Genomic DNA, 18,702 nt, shown 5'->3' on the forward strand with positions numbered 1-18,702 from the left:
ACCCCCTCCGCCCCACGCCCCCGCCGACTCACCAACACCACATGACCCACCCCACACACCCCCACCAGATACCGCGCCACCAACCCCCCCAACAACCCCGTACCACCCGTCACCAACACCGTCCCCCCCGGACCGAACACCTGCGGCATCCGCAACACCACCTTGCCCACATGCCGCGCCCCCGCCAGGAACCGAAACGCCTCCGCCGCCCGCCGCACATCCCACGACCGCACCGGCAACGGCCGCAACACCCCCCGCCCGAACAGATCGAGCACCTCCGCCAACATGTCGCGCAGGCCGTCGAGCCCCGCCTCCATCAGCGAGTACGGGATGTAGTCGACTCCGGGACAGGCGGCGGCGACCTCCTCGGGGGCGCGCAGGTCGGTCTTGCCGATCTCCAGGAAGCGGCCGCCTCGGGGCAGCAGGCGCAAGGAGGCGTCCACGAACTCACGCGCCAGCGAGTTCAGCACCACATCCACCCCGCGACCACCCGTCACCCCCAGGAAACGCTCCTCGAAGTCCAGATCCCGCGACGAGGAGATGTGCTCCTCATCCAGCCCCAACGACCGCAACACCCCCCACTTGGCAGGACTCGCCGTCGCGAACACCTCCGCCCCCAGATACCGCGCCAACTGCACCGCCGCCATACCCACCCCACCGGCACCCGCGTGCACCAGCACCGACTCCCCGGAGCTCAGGCCGCCGAGCTGGACGAGCCCGTAGTAGGCGGTGAGGTAGACCACCGGGACGGACGCGGCCCGCTCGAAGGTCCAGCCCTCGGGAATCGGCGCGAGCAGCCGCCGGTCGGTCACCCCCACCGGGCCGAACGCGCCGTCCAGCAGACCGAAGACCCGGTCACCCGGCGCCAGGTCGTCCACCCCGGCACCGACCTCAAGCACCACGCCGGCGATCTCTCCGCCGATGGGCTCGTCGTTCTCGGGCACCATGCCCAGGGTGACGACCAGGTCCCGGAAGTTGAGCCCGGCCGCGCGGATGGAGACCCGCACCTCGCCGGCCTCCAGTGCCCTCGCCGCCTCGGGTGCCGGGACCAGCGCCAGGTCCGACAGGCTCCCCTTGACCGGCGCGTCCAGCCGCCACTCGGCCACCCCCGCCGGCACCGCGAGCCCGTCCCCACCCGCCGCCCGCGCCAGGCGGGGGACGAGCACCGTGCCGGACCGTACGGCCAGCTGCGGCTCGCCGGAGCCCGCGGCCGCGAGCAGGGCCGCGCCCGGCACGTCGTGCTCGTCGAGGTCCACCAGCACGATGCGATCCGGGTTCTCCGACTGCGCCGACCGCAGCAGGCCCCACACCGGTGCGTTCGCCAGGTCGCGCACGTCCTCACCGGGCCCGGTCGCGACGGCGCCCCTGGTCACCACCACCAGCCGCGCCGACCCGAACCGCTCCTCGGCGAGCCACTTCCGCACCAGCCCCAGCGCCCGGCGGGTGGCCTGTCGTGCCTCGCCCGCCACATCCGCGTCGGTCCCGGTTCCCGGGAAGGAGGTGAACACCAGGTCGGGAACCGCGTCCGTGCCCGCGAGCGAGGCCAGGTCGGCGAACTCCCCGCTCACCACGCCCGCCGTCCGCAGGCCGTGCGTGTCGGGGCCGAGCAGGGCGGCCCCGGTCGCCCCCGACGTCTCCACCACCGGCAGCACCGCCCAGTCGAGGCGGAACAGGGAGTCGTGGTGCGAGGCGGCGGCCGCGGAGAGCGACTCGGCGGAGACGGGGCGCGAGACCAGCGAGCGTACGGAGGCGACGGCGGCCCCCGAGGTGTCGGCCAGCCGCAGCGACACGGTGTCCGGGCCTTCCGACCACAGCCGCACCCGCACGGTGGAGGCGCCTGTGGCGTAGAGGGAGACCCCGCTCCAGGCGAACGGCAGGCTCACGCCACGCCCCGCGGCCTCCTGCTCGCCCTCCAGCAGCGACTCCGCGTGCAGGGCGGCGTCCAGCAGCGCCGGGTGCAGGCCGAACCTCCCGGCGTCGGCGGCCACCCCCTGGGGCAGGTCCACCTCCGCGAAGATCTCCTCACCGCGCCGCCAGGCCGCCCGCACCCCCTGGAACACCGGGCCGTACCCGTACCCCTGGCCCGCGAGCCGCTCGTACAGGCCGTCCACCTCCACCGGCGTCGCACCCGCCGGAGGCCACTCGACGAGATCGAACACCTCCGGAGATCCGGCCGGGATCACGAAACCGGTCGCGTGACGGGTCCACGGGGCGTCGACCGGGGCGCTCTCCGAGCGCGAGTGGACGGCGACCGGACGGCGGCCCGACCCGTCGGGCGCCCCCACCGACACCTGTACCTGCACGCCGTCGTCCCCCAGCGGCAGCGGCGCCTCCAGGGCCAGCTCGTCCACCGTCCCACACCCCACCTGGTCACCGGCGCGCACCGCCAGCTCCACGAACGCCGTACCCGGCAGCAGCACGGTGCCCGAGGCGGCGTGGTCGGCGAGCCAGGGGTGGGTCTGCAGCGAGAGACGGCCGGCGAACAGCACCCCGTCGGAGTCGGCGAGCATCACGGCCGCGCCCAGCAGCGGGTGCTCGGCGGCGACCAGCCCCGCCGAGGTGACGTCGCCTCCGGACACGCCGGCGTCCAGCCAGAAGCGTCGGTGCTGGAAGGCGTAGGTGGGCAGGTCGACCCGCCGCGGGCCGTACGGGGCGAACGCCTGCTCCCAGTCGACGCTCAGGCCGCGGACGTGGGCCTCGGCCGCCGAGGCGAGGAAACGGCGCGGGCCGCCCTCGTCGCGGCGCAGCGAGCCGAAGGCGGAGGCGTCGACGCCGGCCTCGTCGATCGTGTCCTGGACGCTCATCACGAGCACCGGGTGCGGGCTCGACTCCAGGAACACGCGGTGTCCCTCGGCCAGCAGCGTCCGGACCACCTGGTGGAACTCCACCGGGTAGCGGGCGTTGCCGAACCAGTATTCGGCGGTCAGCTCGGCGGTGTCGAGCAGGCCGCCGGTCACCGTCGAGTAGAACGGGGTGTGGCCGGTCTTCGGGGAGACCGGGGCGAGCAGTTCCAGCAGCCGCTCGCGCAGCGGATCGACCTGGGCGCAGTGTGAGGCGACCGAGGAGGCAATCACGCGGGCGCGCACGCCCTCGGCCTCGCACTCGGCGACCAGCTCGGCCAGGGAGCCGGCGTCGCCGACCACGGTCGAGGAGAAGGGGCCGTTCTTGCCTCCGACGGACAGTTTGCCGTGCCAGCGGGCGAGCCGCCGCTCGACCTCGTTGGCGGGCAGCGCGACCGCGGCGACTCCGCCCTTGCCCAGCAGGGTCTCGGTGAACAGCCGGCTGCGCAGCACGATCACGCGTACCGCGTCGGCCAGCGACAGTCCTCCGGCCACGTACGCGGCGGCCACCTCGCCCTGCGAGTGGCCGACGACGGCGGCGGGCCTCACCCCGTAGGACTCCCAGAGCGCGGCGAGCGAGACCATCACCGCGAACAGCACCGGCTGGACCACGTCCAGCCGGTCCAGGGAGGGCGCGTCCGGTGCGCCGCGCAGCACGTCGAGCAGTCTCCAGTCCACGTGGGTCTCGATCTCCGCCGCGCATTCCGCCATGCTCCGCGCGAAGACGGGGAAGGAGTCGAGCAACTCTGCGGCCATTCCCGCCCACTGGGACCCCTGGCCGGGGAAGACGAAGATCGGGCCTTCCCCGGTGGAGGCGACGCCCTCGACCACGCCGGGGGCCGACTCGCCCTCGGCGAGGGCGGCGAGGGCGGCGAGCAGTTCCTGCCTGTCCCCGGCGACGACCACGGCGCGGTGGTCCCACACCGACCGTGTGGTCAGCAGGGAGTGTCCGATGTCGACCAGTCCCAGGTCCTCGTGGGCCGCCACGTGGGCGGCGAGGCGCGCGGCCTGGTCGCGCAGCGCCTTTCCTCCCCTGGCCGACAGCGCCACCGGCACCGCGGCGGGCACCACGGCGGGCTCGATCCGCTCCTGCGCGACGGCGGCCGGCGCTGTGATCTCGCCGTCCACGCCGTCCTTGCCGTCTTCGCCGTCCACGCCGTCCGGGACGAGCTCGGCGGTCGGGGGCTCCTCCAGGATCACGTGCGCGTTGGTGCCGCTGACGCCGAAGGAGGACACCGCGGCCCGGCGCGGGGCGCCGGACTTGTCCCAGGGCAGGTCCTCGGTCAGCACTTCGACGGCGCCGACGGACCAGTTGACGTACGGGGAGGGCTCGTCGACGTGCAGGGTGCGGGGCAGCACGCGGTGCCGCATCGCCATCACCATCTTGATCACACCGGCTGAACCGGCGGCCGCCTGGGTGTGGCCGATGTTCGACTTGATCGAGCCCAGTTTGAGCGGCCGGGCGTCGCCGCGGTCGCGCCCGTACGTCGCCAGCAGGGCGTGCGCCTCGATCGGGTCACCCAGCTTGGTGCCGGTGCCGTGCGCCTCGACCACGTCGACGTCCCCGCTGGACAGTCCGGCGTTCGCCATCGCCTGGCGGATGACCCGCTCCTGCGAGGGGCCGTTCGGCGCGGTCAGCCCGCTGCTGGCACCGTCCTGGTTGATCGCCGAGCCACGGATGACCGCCAGCACCGGGTGCCCGGCGCGCACCGCGTCCGAGAGCCGCTCGACCACGATGACGCCGACGCCCTCGGAGAAGCCGGTGCCGTTGGCGGAGGCGGAGAACGCCTTGCAGCGGCCGTCGGCGGCGATCACGCCCTGCCGGCTGAACGCGGTGTAGGTACCGGGGGTGGACATCACGGTCACGCCGCCGGCGAGGGCGAGCGAGGTCTCGCCCGTCCGCAGCGACTGGCAGGCGAGGTGGATCGCGACCAGGGAGGCGGAGCAGGCGGTGTCGACGGTGAGGGTCGGGCCTTCCAGGCCGAGGGCGTAGGCGATGCGGCCCGACACCACGCTGGTGGCGTTGCCGGTGACGAGATATCCCTCGACCTCCCTGGGCGCCTTGTCCAGCCGGGGACCGTAGTCCTGCGGCTCCGCGCCGATGAACACGCCGGTCTGGCTGCCCTTCAGCGAACGCGGGTCGATACCGGCTCGTTCGAAGGCCTCCCAGGCGGTCTCCAGGACGAGGCGCTGCTGCGGGTCCATCGCCTCGGCCTCACGCGGGTTGATCCCGAAGAAGTCGGGGTCGAACTCCGCGGCGTCGTGCAGGAAGTGCCCGACGCGCGCGTAGCTGGTGTTGGACTTCGCCGGGTCGTCGTCGAACAGCCGGCCCAGGTCCCACCCTCGGTCCGTGGGGAACCCGGTGACCGTCTCGCGCCCTTCGGCGACGAGCCGCCACAGCTCCTCGGGAGTGGCGACGCCGCCCGGGTAGCGGCAGCCGATGCCGACGATCGCGATCGGCTCGTCGGAGCCGGCGGCCGCGTGGACCTCGGAGATCCTCTCCCCTGCCAGGTCGAGGACCTCGGTGAACAGGTAGGCGGCGACGGCCGCCGGGGTGGGGTGGTCGAAGGCGATCGTCATCGGCAGCTCCGCGCCGATCCGCTCGGCCAGCCGGTCGTGCAGTTCGACGGCGGCGAGCGAGTCGAAGCCCATCTCCCTGAACGCCTGGTCGGGGTTCACCTCCTCGGGCGCGTACGGGAGCATGTTCCCCAGGATCTCGACGGTCAGGTCGTGCACGAGCCCGACCAGGAAGCCGAGCCGCCGCTCGACGGGCAGGTCCGCGAGGGATGTCGCGAACGCCGAAGGTTCTCCCCGCCTGCCGCCCGCCGCGTCGGAGGTGCTGGAAACGAACTGCTCGGACTCGCTCATCGGTCCACTCCACGTCGTGTGAAAAGCCGTATAGATCTTCGAAGTCGGCGGAGACCACCGCGGGTCCGCGCCGGACGGCCCCGCCGCTCCGCCCTGCCGGGACTCGGGCCGCCGAGGTCAGGGCCCGGCGGGGGCTCAGCAGGGGCTCAGCAGGGGCTCAGCAGGGGCTCAGCAGGGGCTCGGCCCACCGAGGTCGGGGCCGGTGGGATCTCAGTCGTATTTCCTGGTGAACTCGACGCGCGAGGCGGACACGACCTCGCCGCCGCGTACGACGACCTCGGTGGGCGCGGGGCGCCCGAGGAACATCAGCAGGCTCGCGGTCATCCCGTACGCGCCGGCGTTGGGGATGCTCACCACGTCGCCGACCTCGAGCACCGGTAGCGGCACGTTCTTGCCGAGCACGTCGCCCGGCGTGCACAGCGGCCCCGCCAGGGTCGCGACCTCCCGCTCGGCGGGGTCGGCCTCCTCCAGCCGCACCGACACCGGCAACAGCCGGCCCAGTCCTGACATGCCGCCGAGGGTGTTGATGCCCGCGTCGAGGATGACGAACTTGCGGCCCCGGCTCTCCTTGATGTTGACCACGGTGCACAGCAGCTCCCCGCAGTCGCCGACCAGGTGACGGCCGGACTCGCAGGCGATCCGGGGGACGCCGCGGCGCCAGTCGGGGAACTCCTCGTCGAGGACGTCCTCCAGCTCCGCGCGGAGGTTGGGGTAGGCGGGCCGCTCTCCCGGCGAGAGGTAGGGGGCGGCGAATCCCCCGCCGATGTCCAGGAGGTGGACGGGCAGGCCCACCTCCCGCCGGAGTCGCGCGGCGACGGAGATGGTGTGGCGGAACTCGCCGACGAGGCTCTCCTCGTCCTTGGCGTTGCTCAGTGAGAACAGGTGGGCCCCGAACAGCCGGGTGCCGGGCACCGCGCGCAGCTCGGGCATCAGCTCCGGCAGCGTCTCGCTGTCGATGCCGAACTGCGACGGCGTGCCGGTCATCCTGATGCTGGTGGCGGCGCTGGAGGTGGCGCTGTTGACGCGCAGCAGGCAGTCGGCGACCACGCCGTACCCGGTCGCGACCTCTCCGACATGCCGCAGGTCGCTCGGCGACTCCACGGAGAACGAGGTGACCCCGGCGCCGATCGCGACCCGCAGCTCCTCGTGGGTCTTGCCCGGCCCGGTGTAGAGCATCTCGGGGCCGGTGAAACCGGCCTCCAGCGCGGCGGTGAGCTCGCCGGTCGAGCTGATCTCGGCCAGGCAGCCGCGCTCACCGGTCCCGCGCAGCGCCCGCGCGATCTGCGGGTGCGGGTTGGCCTTGAAGGAGAAGAAGAGTTCGAAGCCCTCGGGAAGCGAGGACAGCAGGGAGTCACGGGCGGCCGTGACACGGTCGAGGTCGTAGACGTACAGCGGGGAGCCGTACCTGGCGACAAGGTCCGCGTTCCGCGTCATCGCGCGCTCTCCTCCAGCAGCGACGCCAGCCGCTTGCGCTCGTTCTTGCCGTTGAGGGTGAGGGGGAACCTGTCGAGCACGTGGCAGGCGGCGGGCACCTTCGGCGGTTCCAGCCGCCTGGCCAGCTCGCGCAGCACCACGTGGGAGGGCAGGTCGCCCTCCACGAACACGACGAGGTCGCGGTGCTCGTCAGGGGGCAGCGCGACCGCCGCCGTGACGCCGGGGATGTCCATCGCGGCGGCCTCGATCTCCACCGTGCTCATCCGGGTGCCCTTGCGTTTGAACATGTCGTCACGCCGCCCCTGGAAGTAGAGGTAGCCGTCCTCGTCGAGCCGTCCGTAGTCGCCGGTGTGCAGGCGCACCTCGCCGGTGTCGGGGTCGGGGCGGTAGGCACGCGCGGTCAGGACGGGGTCGCGCCAGTAGCCGGCCATCACGTTCGGCCCGGCCACGACGATCTCCCCGACCTCCCCCGGGGGCACCGGGCGGCCCTCGCCGTCCAGGATGAGCACCCGGGTGCCCGGCAGCGGCCTGCCGGACGCGCCGGGGCGCTCGGCGTCGAGCTCCGGTTCCATGATGGTGACGCGCTTGCACTCGGTGATGCCGTACATCCGGACCACCCGCGCGCCGGGGAACGACTCGTGCAGGCTGTCGATGGTCGCGGCCGGCAGCGCCGCCCCGGTGTTGGTGAACATCCGCACGGTGGGCGCGGAGCCGGGGGCGCGTCTGGCCAGCGTCGCGATCATCGCGCCCAGGGAGGGGACGACCGGGACGATCGTGGCTCCGCACTCGCGGATCTGCCGGAGCAGCACCAGGTCCGGCTCGTCACCGGCCAGCACCAGCTCCGCGTGGCCGAGGGCGGACAGGAAGATCTGGTACAGGCCGTAGTCGAAGGACATCGGCGGGCGGCAGAAGACCACGTCGCCTCGCCGGTAGCCGAGCACCGCGTTGATGGCGGAGGCGGCGTAGGTGACCCTGGCGTGCGGGCACACCACGGCCTTGGGTGCGGCGGTGCTGCCCGAGGTGTAGATGAGGATCGCCACGTCCTCCGGGAAGATCTTGACGGGTTCGTGCTCGGCGGGACGGCCGGCCCGCTCCTCGATCTCGGCCCAGATCTCGTCGATGTCGTGTACGGGCACCTCGGCGGCGGTCTCCCGCACGGTCTCCGCGGAGTTCCCGGTCCCGATGACCAGCGCGGGTTCGGAGTCCTTCAGGACCGATCCCAGGTGGAAGGGCTTCATGCCGGGGTTCAGCGGCACGAGGACGGCGCCGCGCCTGGAGACGCCGTAGACGATGGGGGCCACCTCACGCCGGTTGGGGAGTTGGACGATCACCCGGTCGCCGGGGATCACCCCCCGGTCCGCCAGCCAGCCGTCGAAGGCGTGGCTGAGTTCGACGACCCGCTGATAGCTCCACGCGCCCCGCGAGTCGCGGACCGCGGGATCGGCCGGGCCCGCGGCCGCGGCGTCGTCCAGCAGGTGGTGCAGGAGATCCGACCGCAGCGGCGGTGTCCCGGGTACCAAGCCTTCCAACGCGACTCTCCCGTTCCTGAATGAAAAAAGAATTCACTCCGGCTCTCATACCGCTTACTCAATAAGTAGGAGCCGAACAAATACATGGAAACGTTACCCCGGCACTCCCCTGACCCCACACCCCTACGGCCCCCCTAAAGGATTCCGAGACCATCCACGCATGCTCGGACCCCTTTTCCGGGACGGCTTTCAGGAGAACACATTCACCGTCCTGTGCGCCATTGGGTGCGGCGTCGCGGGACCTGGCGCGTGAAATTCCGTATCCATGGGTCACACCGTTTCCGGCGACCGTCACACGGACCGGCCGGCACCGGCGAGCACGGTGGTGGCCCGGTCGCGCAGGCCCGCGCGGTCGACCTTGCGATTGGGGTTCAGCGGCAGCTCGTCCATGTGCCGGTAGTGGCGGGGGACGATGCCCGGCGGCAGGACCCGGCGGAGCCCGGCGGCGAGGTCGGCCGGGCGCGAGGGCGTCCCGGTGTAGAACACGACGAGCTCGGTGACGCCGTTGATGGTGCTGCTCACGGTCACCGCGTCGTCGACCCCCTCGCAGCCGCACATGGCGTGGTCGATCTCGGCGAGCTCCACCCGCCAGCCCTGCACCTGCACCTGCGCGTCGGCCCTGCCCAGGTAGACCAGCTCGCCGTTGGCCGCCCGGCGGATCCGGTCGCCGGTGTTGTACCAGGTGCGCCCGTCGCGCTCGACGAACCGGCCGTCGTCGTCGGCGGGGTCGAGGTAGCCGGGGGTGGTCTGCGGCCCGGTGATCCACAGTTCGCCCTCGACCTCGGCGGGCCGGCCCTCGTCGTCCAGGAGCACGTGGTCGTGCCCGTCGTTGACGGTCCCGATCGGCGACATGCCGTTCACGCCCAGAGCCGGGGAGGTCTCCTGGTCCCAGCGATGACCGGCGATGGTGATGGTGAGCTCGGTCGGCCCGTAGAGGTTCTCCAGCGCGCAGGCGTCCGCCGCCCGTTGCCAGTCGGCGGCGTCGGCGCACTTCAGCGCCTCGCCGGCGAAGAAGCTCCAGCGCAGGCCGGGCAGCGCGCCCGGCTCCAGACGACCCGTCCTGCGGACCATGGAGATGGCGCTCGGCGTGGAGAACCACACCGTGACGCCCTGCTGCCGCAGGAAGGCCGGCAGGTCGCGGTAGGCGTGCGGCGGTACGGCGACCGCCGTGGCCCCGGCGCCCCAGGCGCAGAACAGGTCGAACATCGCGCAGTCGAAGGTCAGGTCGAAGGTCTGCGAGAAGACGTCGTCCGGGGTGAAGTCGTAGCGCGCGTCAAGGAGGGCGAAGTAGTGGGCGGTGTTGCCGTGGGTGATCGGCACCCCCTTGGGGCGCCCGGTGGATCCGGAGGTGAACAGCACGTACGCGACGTCGGAGGGGGCGACCGGACGCGGGCGCGCGAGCGCGCACTCCGGGTCGAAGGAGGTGATCGCCGGTTCGAGGACCGCGACGTCCAGCCCCGCCTCGCGCAGCTCGGCGGCTCGCGCCCTGCCACGACCGTCGACGATCAGCGTGGAGACCCCCGCGGCCTCGATCATCTGCCGGGTGCGGGCCGCGGGGAAGTCCGGCTGCAGCGGCACGACGGTCGCCCCGGCGAACAGTCCGGCGAGGACGCCGGTGTAGGAGGTGGCCCCCTTGGCGGCGAGCACCCCGACGGCCCCGGGCCGGGAGGGGGCCAGGAGTGACAGCGCGCCGGCCCACAGCAGCGCCGAACGGTGGACCTCGGCGTAGGTGGCGACGGCACCGTCGACACGGAAGGCCGCCCGTCCCGGAGACGCCTCCAGGCCGCGCAGGAAACGCGCGTAGAGGGCGTGCGAGCTTTCTCCGTTCATTTCCATCCTAAGATCTCGACGAGTATCTGTAGCTATTCGGATACGCTTTACGGAAAGTGCGGAGATAATTCAATTGATTCCGGCCGGCCCGGTGGACATCGAAGCGCACGCGCGCTAGATTCAAAACCGGAAGGGCTGATTCCACAGCGTCTCCCGATACGGGCACCGGCTTCGACGGCGAATTCCGCGAACCACGGCCCCGCTCCCCTCCTTTTCGTACGCCCGCTCATCGCGACTCTCCTTGAGAAGGGAAATCGATTGCCATGTGGGACGATCGTTTCGAGGAAACCCTGCGCAGGCAGCTCCCCTTTCTGCCCGCCGACGAGAGGATCCGGGAGGACACCGGCCTGGCCGACTTCGGGCTGGACTCCCTCGGCATCGTCGAGTTGCTGGCCACCCTGGAGGAGGAGTACGGGGTGAGGTTCAGGGACGAGGCGCTGACCATGGAGACCTTCGAGACGCCGGGGACCCTCTGGAAGGCGCTGTCCGGGATGTTCAGGCCCGTCGCCTGACCGGTGAGGGTGCCCGCGGGACACCTCCCGGCGGATCCGCGGGCCCTCTCACGCACCTGAGCGCCGTACCGGCTGCGACATCGTCGCCACCCGGGGATTCACCGGGACCACCGTGAAGTTCCTCGTCGTGACCGGCACCCGCCCGAACAGGCTGTCCTGCCCGGCGACGCAGACCCTGGTCACGCCGAGTTCCCGGAGGGTGGCCACCACCTCCGGCCAGCACAGCGCCCGGACGAAGCCGTCCAGCAGCATCGTCCGCACCGCCTCCCCCGTCCTCAGCACGGTCCCGTCGTGGTCGTCGACGACCGGCAGGCGCGGATCGGCGAAACGCAGGCCGTCGAGGACCTCCTCCGCGGCCCTGCGCCGCAGCGGCTCGAACGCGGCCGAGTGCATCGGGGGCCGCATGGTGTAGAGGGAGAGACCTCCGAGGGAGCGCACCCGCCCCTGCAGCCACTCGACCCGCCGCTCACGCAGGGACAGCATGTGGAAGTCGTGGTCGACACGGCAGGAGAGGTCGTACCACTCGTTCCCCGCGTCCAGCTCCGCCAGCACCTCCTTCAGCGCGGGCTCGGGGACGCGGACGAAGGAGTGGGTGACGACGTCGGTGTGCTCGCGGCCGAAGTAGTCCTCGGTGACGCGGGCCAGCCCCGCGGTCATGCGCACGGCGTCCTCGAAGGAAAGCGCGCCCGAGTAGGCCGCGGCCGCCTTGCCTCCGAAGCTGGGGCCCGCGCACACCTCGGGCTCGACGCCGAGTTCCCGCTCCGCCCAGTCGGCCAGGGCGAGGCAGTTCACCATGAACGCGACCTGGGCCGCCTCCGTGTAGTCGTCTCCCGAGTCGCGGAAGCGGTCGACCAGCGAGTAGCCGAGCGCGTCGTCGGCGAGGGCGACCAGCCGCCGCGCCGAGGGGTTGTCGAGCATGAACCCGGCGACGTCGGCGAACCTGGTGGGGCCCATGCCGGGAAAGACGATCGCCGTGACGGCCTTGGCGCCGGTCTCCATATGGCTATTCCAAACTCTTGAGAAACTCGATCATGACCGCGATGAAACGCTCCGGCTCCTCCAGGTGCGGAGTGTGGCTGGAGTCCTCGAAGATCTCCCAGCGCGCGCCGGGGACGAGCTCGGCGTACGGCCGGACCGTGGCGGGAGTGGCCTCGTCGTGCCGCCCGGAGATCACCAGCGTGGGCACCTCGATGTCGGGCAGGCAGTCGACGACCCCCCAGTCGCGCAGCGAGCCGATCACGTGGAACTCGCTGGGCCCGTTCATCGCGTAGTAGACGGTGGGATCGTTGTAGATCTCCATGAACGTGGCGACGAACTCGCGCGGCCATGGCCGGAGCGTGCAGACGTGCCTGTTGTAGAAGACCATCATGGCGTCGAAGTACTCCTTGGAGTCCGTCGTGCCCGCGGCCTCGTGCTTACGCAGCGTGTCGTCGACGCCGGGCGGCAGCCTGTCGCGCAGGACCCGCATCTCGCTCAGCCACAGCGGATACGAGGCGGGGGCGTTGGCGACCACCAGACCGCGCAGGCCCGCAGGCCGGGCGGAGGCGTGCTTCGCCGCGAGCAGGCCGCCCCACGACTGGCCGAACAGCACGTAGTCGCCGTCCACGCCCAGTCGTCGCAGCAGGTTGTCCAGCTCGTCGAGGAAGAGCCGCGGCGTCCAGAAGTCCGTGCTCGCGTCGGGCAGGTGGGTGGAGCCGCCGTTGCCCAGCTGGTCGTAGTGGACGACGGGCCATCCCGACTCGGCGAGCACCGCCATGCCGACCAGGTAGTCGTGGGTGCTGCCGGGGCCGCCGTGCAGGGCGACCACGGTCGGCCGCCCCGAGTTGGGAGTGCCGGTCACCCGGTACCAGGTCCGGTGCTCACCGAACGGCACGGTTCCCTTGGCGCTGGGGGCTGTGGACATGTGAACCTCCCTCACCGGATCGGCGTGCCGGGAACGGACTCAGGGCCGGGGCGCGACGGGCGCCTCCCCGCTCCCGGCGGTCTCCGGGAGCCCGGTGCCCTCGCGCATCCGGCTCCGCGGGCGGAGGGGCACCCGGCCGCCCGGGTGACGGGGGCGTCACCACCCCTTCCTGATCGTGTCGACGACGTGGCCGCGCTGCTCGTCGGTGACCCACGAGCCGACGGGGACGCACACGACGCGCGGGGCGACGCGTTCGAGGTTGGGCAGCAGCGCCGAGTACTCGCGTACGCAGGTGTGCAGGTCGTTGCGCTCGTGCACGTTGCTGACCATGATCCCGGCATCGTCCATGCGCTTCATGAACGACTCCCGGTCCTCGACCTTCATCGGGTAGATCCAGAAGGAGGACTCCCGGTCGCCCGCCCGTTCGGTCAGCTCCAGCCCGGGGATCCCGGCGAGCTCACGGTCGTAGAAGGCGGCGTTCTCCCTGTGCCTGGCCAGGACCCGGTCCACGCCCGCGAGGTTGGCCAGGCCGATCGAGGCGTTGATGTCGTTCATGTGGAACTTGAAGCCCCACTCCAGGACGTCGGGCGGGTTGCGGAGCCGGTCGGCGGTGCGGTCGATGCCGAACCAGCGCAGCAGCCGGGCGCGCTCGTGCGCCTCGTCGGTGGGCAGCACGATCGCGCCGCCGTCGCCCGAGGTGAGGTGTTTGATGGCCTGGAAGCTGAAGACGGAGATGTTGCCGTGGTTGCCGAGCGGCCTGCCCCGGTAGGTGGCACCCCAGGCGTGCGCGGAGTCCTCGATCACCGCCGGCCGGAACCCGAACCTGGCCTCGGCCTCGTCGAGGATCTCCCCCAGCCTGTCGAGGTCGACCGGGTAGCCGGCGAAGTGCACGACCATGATGGCGCGCGTCCTGGGCGAGATCTTGCGGGCCAGGTCGTCCAGGTCGACGTTGAGGGTGGCCGGATCGATGTCGACCCAGCGGATGCGCAGCCCGTTGGCCAGGATCGCCCAGTTGGTGGCCTCCATGGTCAGCGGCGTGGACAGCACCTCGCCCTCGGGGTCGCCACCGGGCCGGCCGTCGCCGGCGACCAGGCGCAGTGCCAGGTGCAGGCCGGCCGTGGCGCTGTTGAGGGTGGCCACCCTGGGGTTGCCGATGGCCGCGCCCAGGGCGCTCTCGAACTCCTCGACCTTGGCCCCCTGGCCGATCCTGCCGCTGCCCAGGACCTGGGCGACCGCGGCCGGGGCGTCGGCGGACATCGACACACTGAACAGTGGGATCATCGCTGGCTCCAGACTTCGCGGTGTTTCATCCGGTGAAGGCGTATTCGCCGTGGGCGCCGAGGCCGTCGAGTTCCGCGTACCTCGCCTTGCAGTCGGCGTACGTCGGCAACATGCCCTGCTCGGCGGCCTCCCGCAGCGAGGGAGCCACCCGGTCCTTCTCCGACAGCAGCAGCCGCTGCCCCCGCGGCCAGGGCAGGGCCAGTTCCTCGTCCAGCGGGTCGATCTGGATCTGACCTTCGGGTGACCAGGTGCTGGAGCACAGGTAGACGACCGTGGCGTGCTCGGTCAGCGGGGCGAATCCGTGCGCCAGGCCCTCCGCCAGGTAGAGGGCGTGGCGGTTCTCGGCGCTCAGCGTGACCGCGACGTGCTTGCCGTACGTGGGCGAGCCGACCCGGATGTCGACGAGAATGTCGACGATGGCCCCCTGGGCGCAGGTCACGTAGCGGGCCTGGCCGGGAAGGGCCGTCGCGTGCAACCCGCGGATCGTCCCGCGCCGGGACAGCGAGCAGTTGACCTGGGCGACCGAGAGCGGATGACCGATGGCCTTGTGGAACGCGGGCTGGTTGAAGACCTCCAGGAACAGCCCTCGGTCGTCCGTGAAGATCTGAGGGTTGATCAGGAACGAGCCGTCCACCTCAAGCTGGTGGATCTCCATGTCCGGAACCTTTCTGGGAGCCTGCCATGTGCCGGGGAACACGCGCGGGCCCGCGAAGCCTCTGACCACACGCAGAAAAACCGCACTCGGTCTCTCCGGATGTCACCGGAGATTTTCCTCGCACCATCGGAACGCGCATCGTCGAATCACGCCCGGTCGAATGCGAATTCATCGCGAATCGGCATTCCCGGAAACGTGTTCCGCGCCGGCCCCTCTCGTGCCCCGCCTTTCCGCCGCCTGCCTTCGGAAGGGGATGGACGTGTTTCACAGAGGCTCGGCGAACTGGATCACACGTCCGGCGCCGTTTCTCGTTGACACCGTTCATGGTTGTCAGCGGCACCGCGCGGGACAACCCCTACCTGCCCCTTAACGAGGCACGCGGGACCGTTCAGCTCACGGCGTCCGCGACGGGCCGGCCAGCGGCGGAGGCTCCGCACGCTCCTGATCTGCGAACAGGTGCCGGCATCTCCGCCCGGGGCCGCTGACGTGCACCGGCGGAGGGCTCGGTCTCCCCGACCGGCCCCGGCCGGCCCCGACCGGCACCGCGGGAGGATCCGGCGCCGCGCGACCGGCGCGGCGCGGCCATTCGGATGGACAATCCGTTAGGGGTGAGATAAGGGTTGGTGCTCACCTGGACGACATATAGCGTTTCCCCCACATGACGGGTAAAAACTGCGAACCCCTGTGGCGGTGACTGCGAAACCCTCCTGGCCGCCGGCCGCCGATCGCGCCCGTACCTGATTTCGATGGGGGTGCCCCACGTGCAAGGAAAAACGCCCTTCACCGTGTCGACTTTTCTTGGGAATGGATTATGGCACTGACCGTCGGCTATCCGAGCACTCAGCGGGGACCGGAACTCGACCACCGAGAGCCCGAGCTCGCCCACCGAGAGCCCGAGCTCGACCAGCGCGCACCGGCCGTCCGCCTGGCACGGCTGCTCGACCCGGGCTCCCTGGTCCCGCTGCACGAGGCGGACGCCAGCGGTGTGTCCGCCGTGCGGGGCCGCGTCTCGGGCATCGATGTGATCGCCTACTGCACCGACGCCACCGACATGGGCGGCGCGATGGGCGCCGCGGGCAGCGCCAGGGTCGTGAACGCCATCGACACGGCCCTGCTGGAGGGGGCACCGGTGATCGGCCTGTGGCACTCCGGTGGCGCCAGGCTGGCCGACGGCGTCGAGTCGATGGACGGCGTGGGCCGGATGTTCGCCGCGATGACCAGAGCCTCCGGCCGGGTGCCCCAGGTGTCGGTGGTCCTCGGCCCGGCGGCGGGCGCCGCCGCGTACGGGCCCGCGCTCACCGATGTGGTGATCATGTCGGAGGCCGGCCGGATGTTCGTGACCGGACCCGACGTGGTGCGCGCCGTCACCGGTGAGCGGATCGACATGGAATCCCTCGGCGGGACCGTCGCGCACGGCGGCAAGTCCGGTGTGGCGCACGTGGTGGTCGCCTCGGAGGCCGAGGCCTACGAACAGGCGCGCCGGACCGTCGATCTCCTCACCCGCCGGTCCGTCTTCGACGTCGCCGCGGCGCGCGAGGGAACGGACCCTCGGGCACTGCTGCCGGACAACCCTCGCCGGGCCTACGACGTGCGCCCCCTGCTGCGCGAGATCCTCGACCCCGGCGCCCCCTTCGTGGAGATGCAGCCCCGCTGGGCGGCGAACGTGGTCGTCGGCCTGGGCCGGCTCGCCGGGGGGTCGGTCGGCGTGGTCGCCAACAACCCGCTGCGCAAGGGCGGCTGCCTCGACTCGCTGAGCGCGGAGAAGGCGGCCAGGTTCGTTCGCATGTGCGACGCGTTCGGGGTGCCGCTGGTGGTCGTCGTGGACGTGCCGGGCTACCTGCCGGGTGTCGGGCAGGAGTGGGGTGGAGTGATCCGGCGCGGGGCCAAGCTCCTGCACGCCTTCGCCGAGGCGGTCGTCCCACGGGTCACCCTCGTCACCCGCCAGTCCTACGGCGGGGCGTACATCGCGATGAACTCCCGGTCCCTGGGCGCCACCGCGGTGTTCGCCTGGCCTGACGCGAAGGTCGCGGTGATGAGCGCGGAGGCCGCGGTCGGCGTGCTGCACCGCAAGCGGCTCGCCGCCGCCCCTGACGACGAACGCGAGGCGCTGCGGCTGCGGCTCGTCGACGAGCACGTCCGTACCGCGGGCGGGGTGAACCGCGCCCTCTCCCTCGGTGTCGTCGACGAGGTGATCAACCCGGTGGACACCCGGCGCAGGATCGCCGAGGCCCTCGCCGCCGCCCCGGCCCGGCGTGGCCGGCACGGGAACATCCCGCTCTGAACCTCTCCCCCGATCTCTCCCTCGAGTCCCGTGACCGTCGCGGCAAGACCACTTCATGGCCGAAGGCGGGCCCGCCCGCAGAGGGCCGTCGCCGCAGGCAGACCCACCACACCGAAAGGAGCCGGTGGATTCCGATGAACGCCGTTTCCCCCGACCTGCCCTTCCCACGCCGGACGACTCCGGCGGCCCTCACCGCGGATCCGATGGCCGAGGCCGTGCTCGGCGGGGCGTCCCCCGACCAGCTGGCACGGACCCCGGTGCCGGAGGACTACCTCGCCGCCCACCTGCGGATCGAGGACGTCGACATGTTCACCGGCATCGAGGACAAGGACGTGCGCAAGTCGATGCGCGTCGGGCGGGTGCCGATGCCCGAGCTCGCCCCCGACGAGGTCCTGATCGCGGTGATGGCGAGTTCCATCAACTACAACACGGTCTGGTCGTCGATCTTCGAGCCGCTGCCGACGTTCAATTTCCTGAAGCGGTTCGGCGCCACCGGCGGGTTCGCGACCAGGCACGACCTTCCTTATCACGTCGTGGGGTCCGACTGCGCCGGGGTGATCGTACGGGCCGGCGTCGGAGTGCGCCGCTGGCGGGTGGGCGACCGCGTCGTGGTGAGCCCGATCCAGGTCGACGACCAGGAGCCGGCGACGCACGGCGACGGCATGCTCGGCGCCGAGCAGCGCGCCTGGGGCTACGAGACGAACTTCGGGGCGCTCGCCCACTACACGGTGGTGCGCGCCAGCCAGTTGATCCCCAAACCCGCCCATCTCACCTGGGAGGAGGCCGCCAGCATCACGCTGTGCGCCGGCACGGCCTACCGCATGCTGGTCAGCCGCCAGGGGGCGGACATGAAGCAGGGCGACATTGTCCTCATCTGGGGCGCGACCGGCGGGCTCGGCGGATACGCCGTGCAGATGGTGAAGAACGGCGGCGGCATCCCGGTCGGGGTGGTCGGCTCCGCGTCGAAGGCCGCGGCCCTGGAACGGCTCGGCTGCGACATCGTCATCAACCGCGGCGAGATCGGAATGGGCGGCGACGCCCCCGGCAGCCCGGAGCGGACGATCGAGCTGGGCAAACGCCTCGGAAAGATCATCCGGGAGCGGGCGGGCGGGGACCCGCACATCGTCTTCGACTACATCGGCCGGGCCACGTTCGGGATCTCGGTGTTCGTGGCCCGCCGCGGCGGCACGGTCGTCACCTGCGGCTCCAGTACGGGCTACCAGCACCGGTTCGACAACCGCTATCTCTGGATGAACCTCAAGCGCATCATCGGCAGCCACGCGGCCAACATGCAGGAGCTGTGGGAGTGTCTGCGGCTGTTCGAACTCGGCAAGCTGGTGCCGACCCTGTCGTCGTTGTACCCGCTCGCGGAGGTCGCCGAGGCCGCCCGGCTGGTGCAGACCAACACCCACCTGGGCAAGGTGGGCGTGCTGTGCATGGCCCCCGAGCCCGGCCTCGGCGTGACCGATCCCGAACTGCGGGCCAGGCTCGGCGAGGAGAGGCTGAACCCGCTGCGAGACCCGTCGGCCTCGCGCGACACGCCCCTCCTCGCCGGAAAGGTGTAGGCGA

11 protein-coding genes are annotated in these 18,702 nt (G+C 71.6%); 3 read left to right on the forward strand and 8 right to left on the reverse strand.

From position 1 onward, the window contains the following. The 4 genes from ABT352_RS39435 to ABT352_RS39450 all read right to left on the reverse strand — a co-directional run. On the reverse strand, window positions 1-5,708 hold a 5,708-nt coding region (locus tag ABT352_RS39435), incomplete at its 3' end, for a beta-ketoacyl synthase N-terminal-like domain-containing protein (protein WP_350950175.1). A gap of 210 nt (window positions 5,709-5,918) precedes the next feature. Beyond that, window positions 5,919-7,142, reverse strand: coding sequence for a type III PLP-dependent enzyme domain-containing protein (locus ABT352_RS39440; protein WP_350950176.1), 1,224 nt, complete (start codon window positions 7,140-7,142; stop codon window positions 5,919-5,921). After that, on the reverse strand, window positions 7,139-8,671 hold the full coding sequence (locus ABT352_RS39445; protein WP_350950177.1) for an AMP-binding protein: 1,533 nt from the start codon (window positions 8,669-8,671) through the stop codon (window positions 7,139-7,141). Before ABT352_RS39445 ends, ABT352_RS39440 begins: the two co-directional genes overlap by 4 nt. Before the next feature lie 291 nt (window positions 8,672-8,962). Beyond that, a complete protein-coding gene (locus tag ABT352_RS39450; protein ID WP_350950178.1) occupies window positions 8,963-10,501 on the reverse strand; it encodes an AMP-binding protein in 1,539 nt (512 codons plus the stop codon). Window positions 10,502-10,764: 263 nt separating this feature from the next. Between ABT352_RS39450 and ABT352_RS39455 the strand changes: the two genes are divergently transcribed. After that, a complete protein-coding gene (locus ABT352_RS39455) occupies window positions 10,765-11,013 on the forward strand; it encodes an acyl carrier protein (protein WP_350950179.1) in 249 nt (82 codons plus the stop codon). Between the two features lie 48 nt (window positions 11,014-11,061). Here the strand turns inward: ABT352_RS39455 and ABT352_RS39460 are convergent, their stop codons facing one another. From ABT352_RS39460 to rfbC, 4 genes are all read right to left on the reverse strand, one after another. Beyond that, window positions 11,062-12,012, reverse strand: a complete 951-nt coding sequence (locus ABT352_RS39460; protein ID WP_350950180.1) for an ACP S-malonyltransferase — start codon at window positions 12,010-12,012, stop codon at window positions 11,062-11,064. Window positions 12,013-12,016: 4 nt separating this feature from the next. Then, entirely contained in the window at window positions 12,017-12,916 is a 900-nt protein-coding gene (locus tag ABT352_RS39465) for a proline iminopeptidase-family hydrolase (RefSeq protein ID WP_350950181.1), read from the reverse strand. A 156-nt stretch (window positions 12,917-13,072) separates the two neighbouring features. Next, window positions 13,073-14,197, reverse strand: a complete 1,125-nt coding sequence (locus ABT352_RS39470; RefSeq protein WP_350950182.1) for a DegT/DnrJ/EryC1/StrS family aminotransferase — start codon at window positions 14,195-14,197, stop codon at window positions 13,073-13,075. Window positions 14,198-14,222: 25 nt separating this feature from the next. Beyond that, window positions 14,223-14,852 carry a dTDP-4-dehydrorhamnose 3,5-epimerase gene (gene rfbC / locus ABT352_RS39475; RefSeq protein ID WP_350950183.1) on the reverse strand — a complete coding sequence of 210 codons (630 nt, stop codon included), beginning with the start codon at window positions 14,850-14,852 and terminating at the stop codon, window positions 14,223-14,225. Window positions 14,853-15,663: 811 nt separating this feature from the next. On the opposite strand from rfbC, the gene ABT352_RS39480 reads away from it, so the two are divergent. Beyond that, window positions 15,664-17,133: an acyl-CoA carboxylase subunit beta gene (locus ABT352_RS39480; protein ID WP_350950184.1), complete on the forward strand. Its 1,470-nt coding sequence runs from the start codon at window positions 15,664-15,666 to the stop codon at window positions 17,131-17,133. A 203-nt stretch (window positions 17,134-17,336) separates the two neighbouring features. After that, window positions 17,337-18,698, forward strand: coding sequence for a crotonyl-CoA carboxylase/reductase (ccrA, locus tag ABT352_RS39485; RefSeq protein WP_350950198.1), 1,362 nt, complete (start codon window positions 17,337-17,339; stop codon window positions 18,696-18,698). Window positions 18,699-18,702: the final 4 nt, after the last annotated feature.

The sequence above is a fragment of the Streptosporangium sp. NPDC000563 genome, assembly GCF_040299985.1.
In the GTDB taxonomy this organism is placed as follows: domain Bacteria; phylum Actinomycetota; class Actinomycetes; order Streptosporangiales; family Streptosporangiaceae; genus Streptosporangium.

Bases quoted from the DNA above. Each gene is read 5' to 3' on its own strand.
- ABT352_RS39440 (WP_350950176.1), bottom strand. From the start codon at position 7,142: ATGACGCGGAACGCGGACCTTGTCGCCAGGTACGGCTCCCCGCTGTAC.
- ABT352_RS39450 (WP_350950178.1), bottom strand. From the start codon at position 10,501: ATGAACGGAGAAAGCTCGCACGCCCTCTACGCGCGTTTCCTGCGCGGC.
- ABT352_RS39455 (WP_350950179.1), top strand. From the start codon at position 10,765: ATGTGGGACGATCGTTTCGAGGAAACCCTGCGCAGGCAGCTCCCCTTT.
- ABT352_RS39460 (WP_350950180.1), bottom strand. From the start codon at position 12,012: ATGGAGACCGGCGCCAAGGCCGTCACGGCGATCGTCTTTCCCGGCATG.
- ABT352_RS39465 (WP_350950181.1), bottom strand. From the start codon at position 12,916: ATGTCCACAGCCCCCAGCGCCAAGGGAACCGTGCCGTTCGGTGAGCAC.
- ABT352_RS39470 (WP_350950182.1), bottom strand. From the start codon at position 14,197: ATGATCCCACTGTTCAGTGTGTCGATGTCCGCCGACGCCCCGGCCGCG.
- rfbC (WP_350950183.1), bottom strand. From the start codon at position 14,852: ATGGAGATCCACCAGCTTGAGGTGGACGGCTCGTTCCTGATCAACCCT.
- ABT352_RS39480 (WP_350950184.1), top strand. From the start codon at position 15,664: ATGGCACTGACCGTCGGCTATCCGAGCACTCAGCGGGGACCGGAACTC.
- ccrA (WP_350950198.1), top strand. From the start codon at position 17,337: ATGGCCGAGGCCGTGCTCGGCGGGGCGTCCCCCGACCAGCTGGCACGG.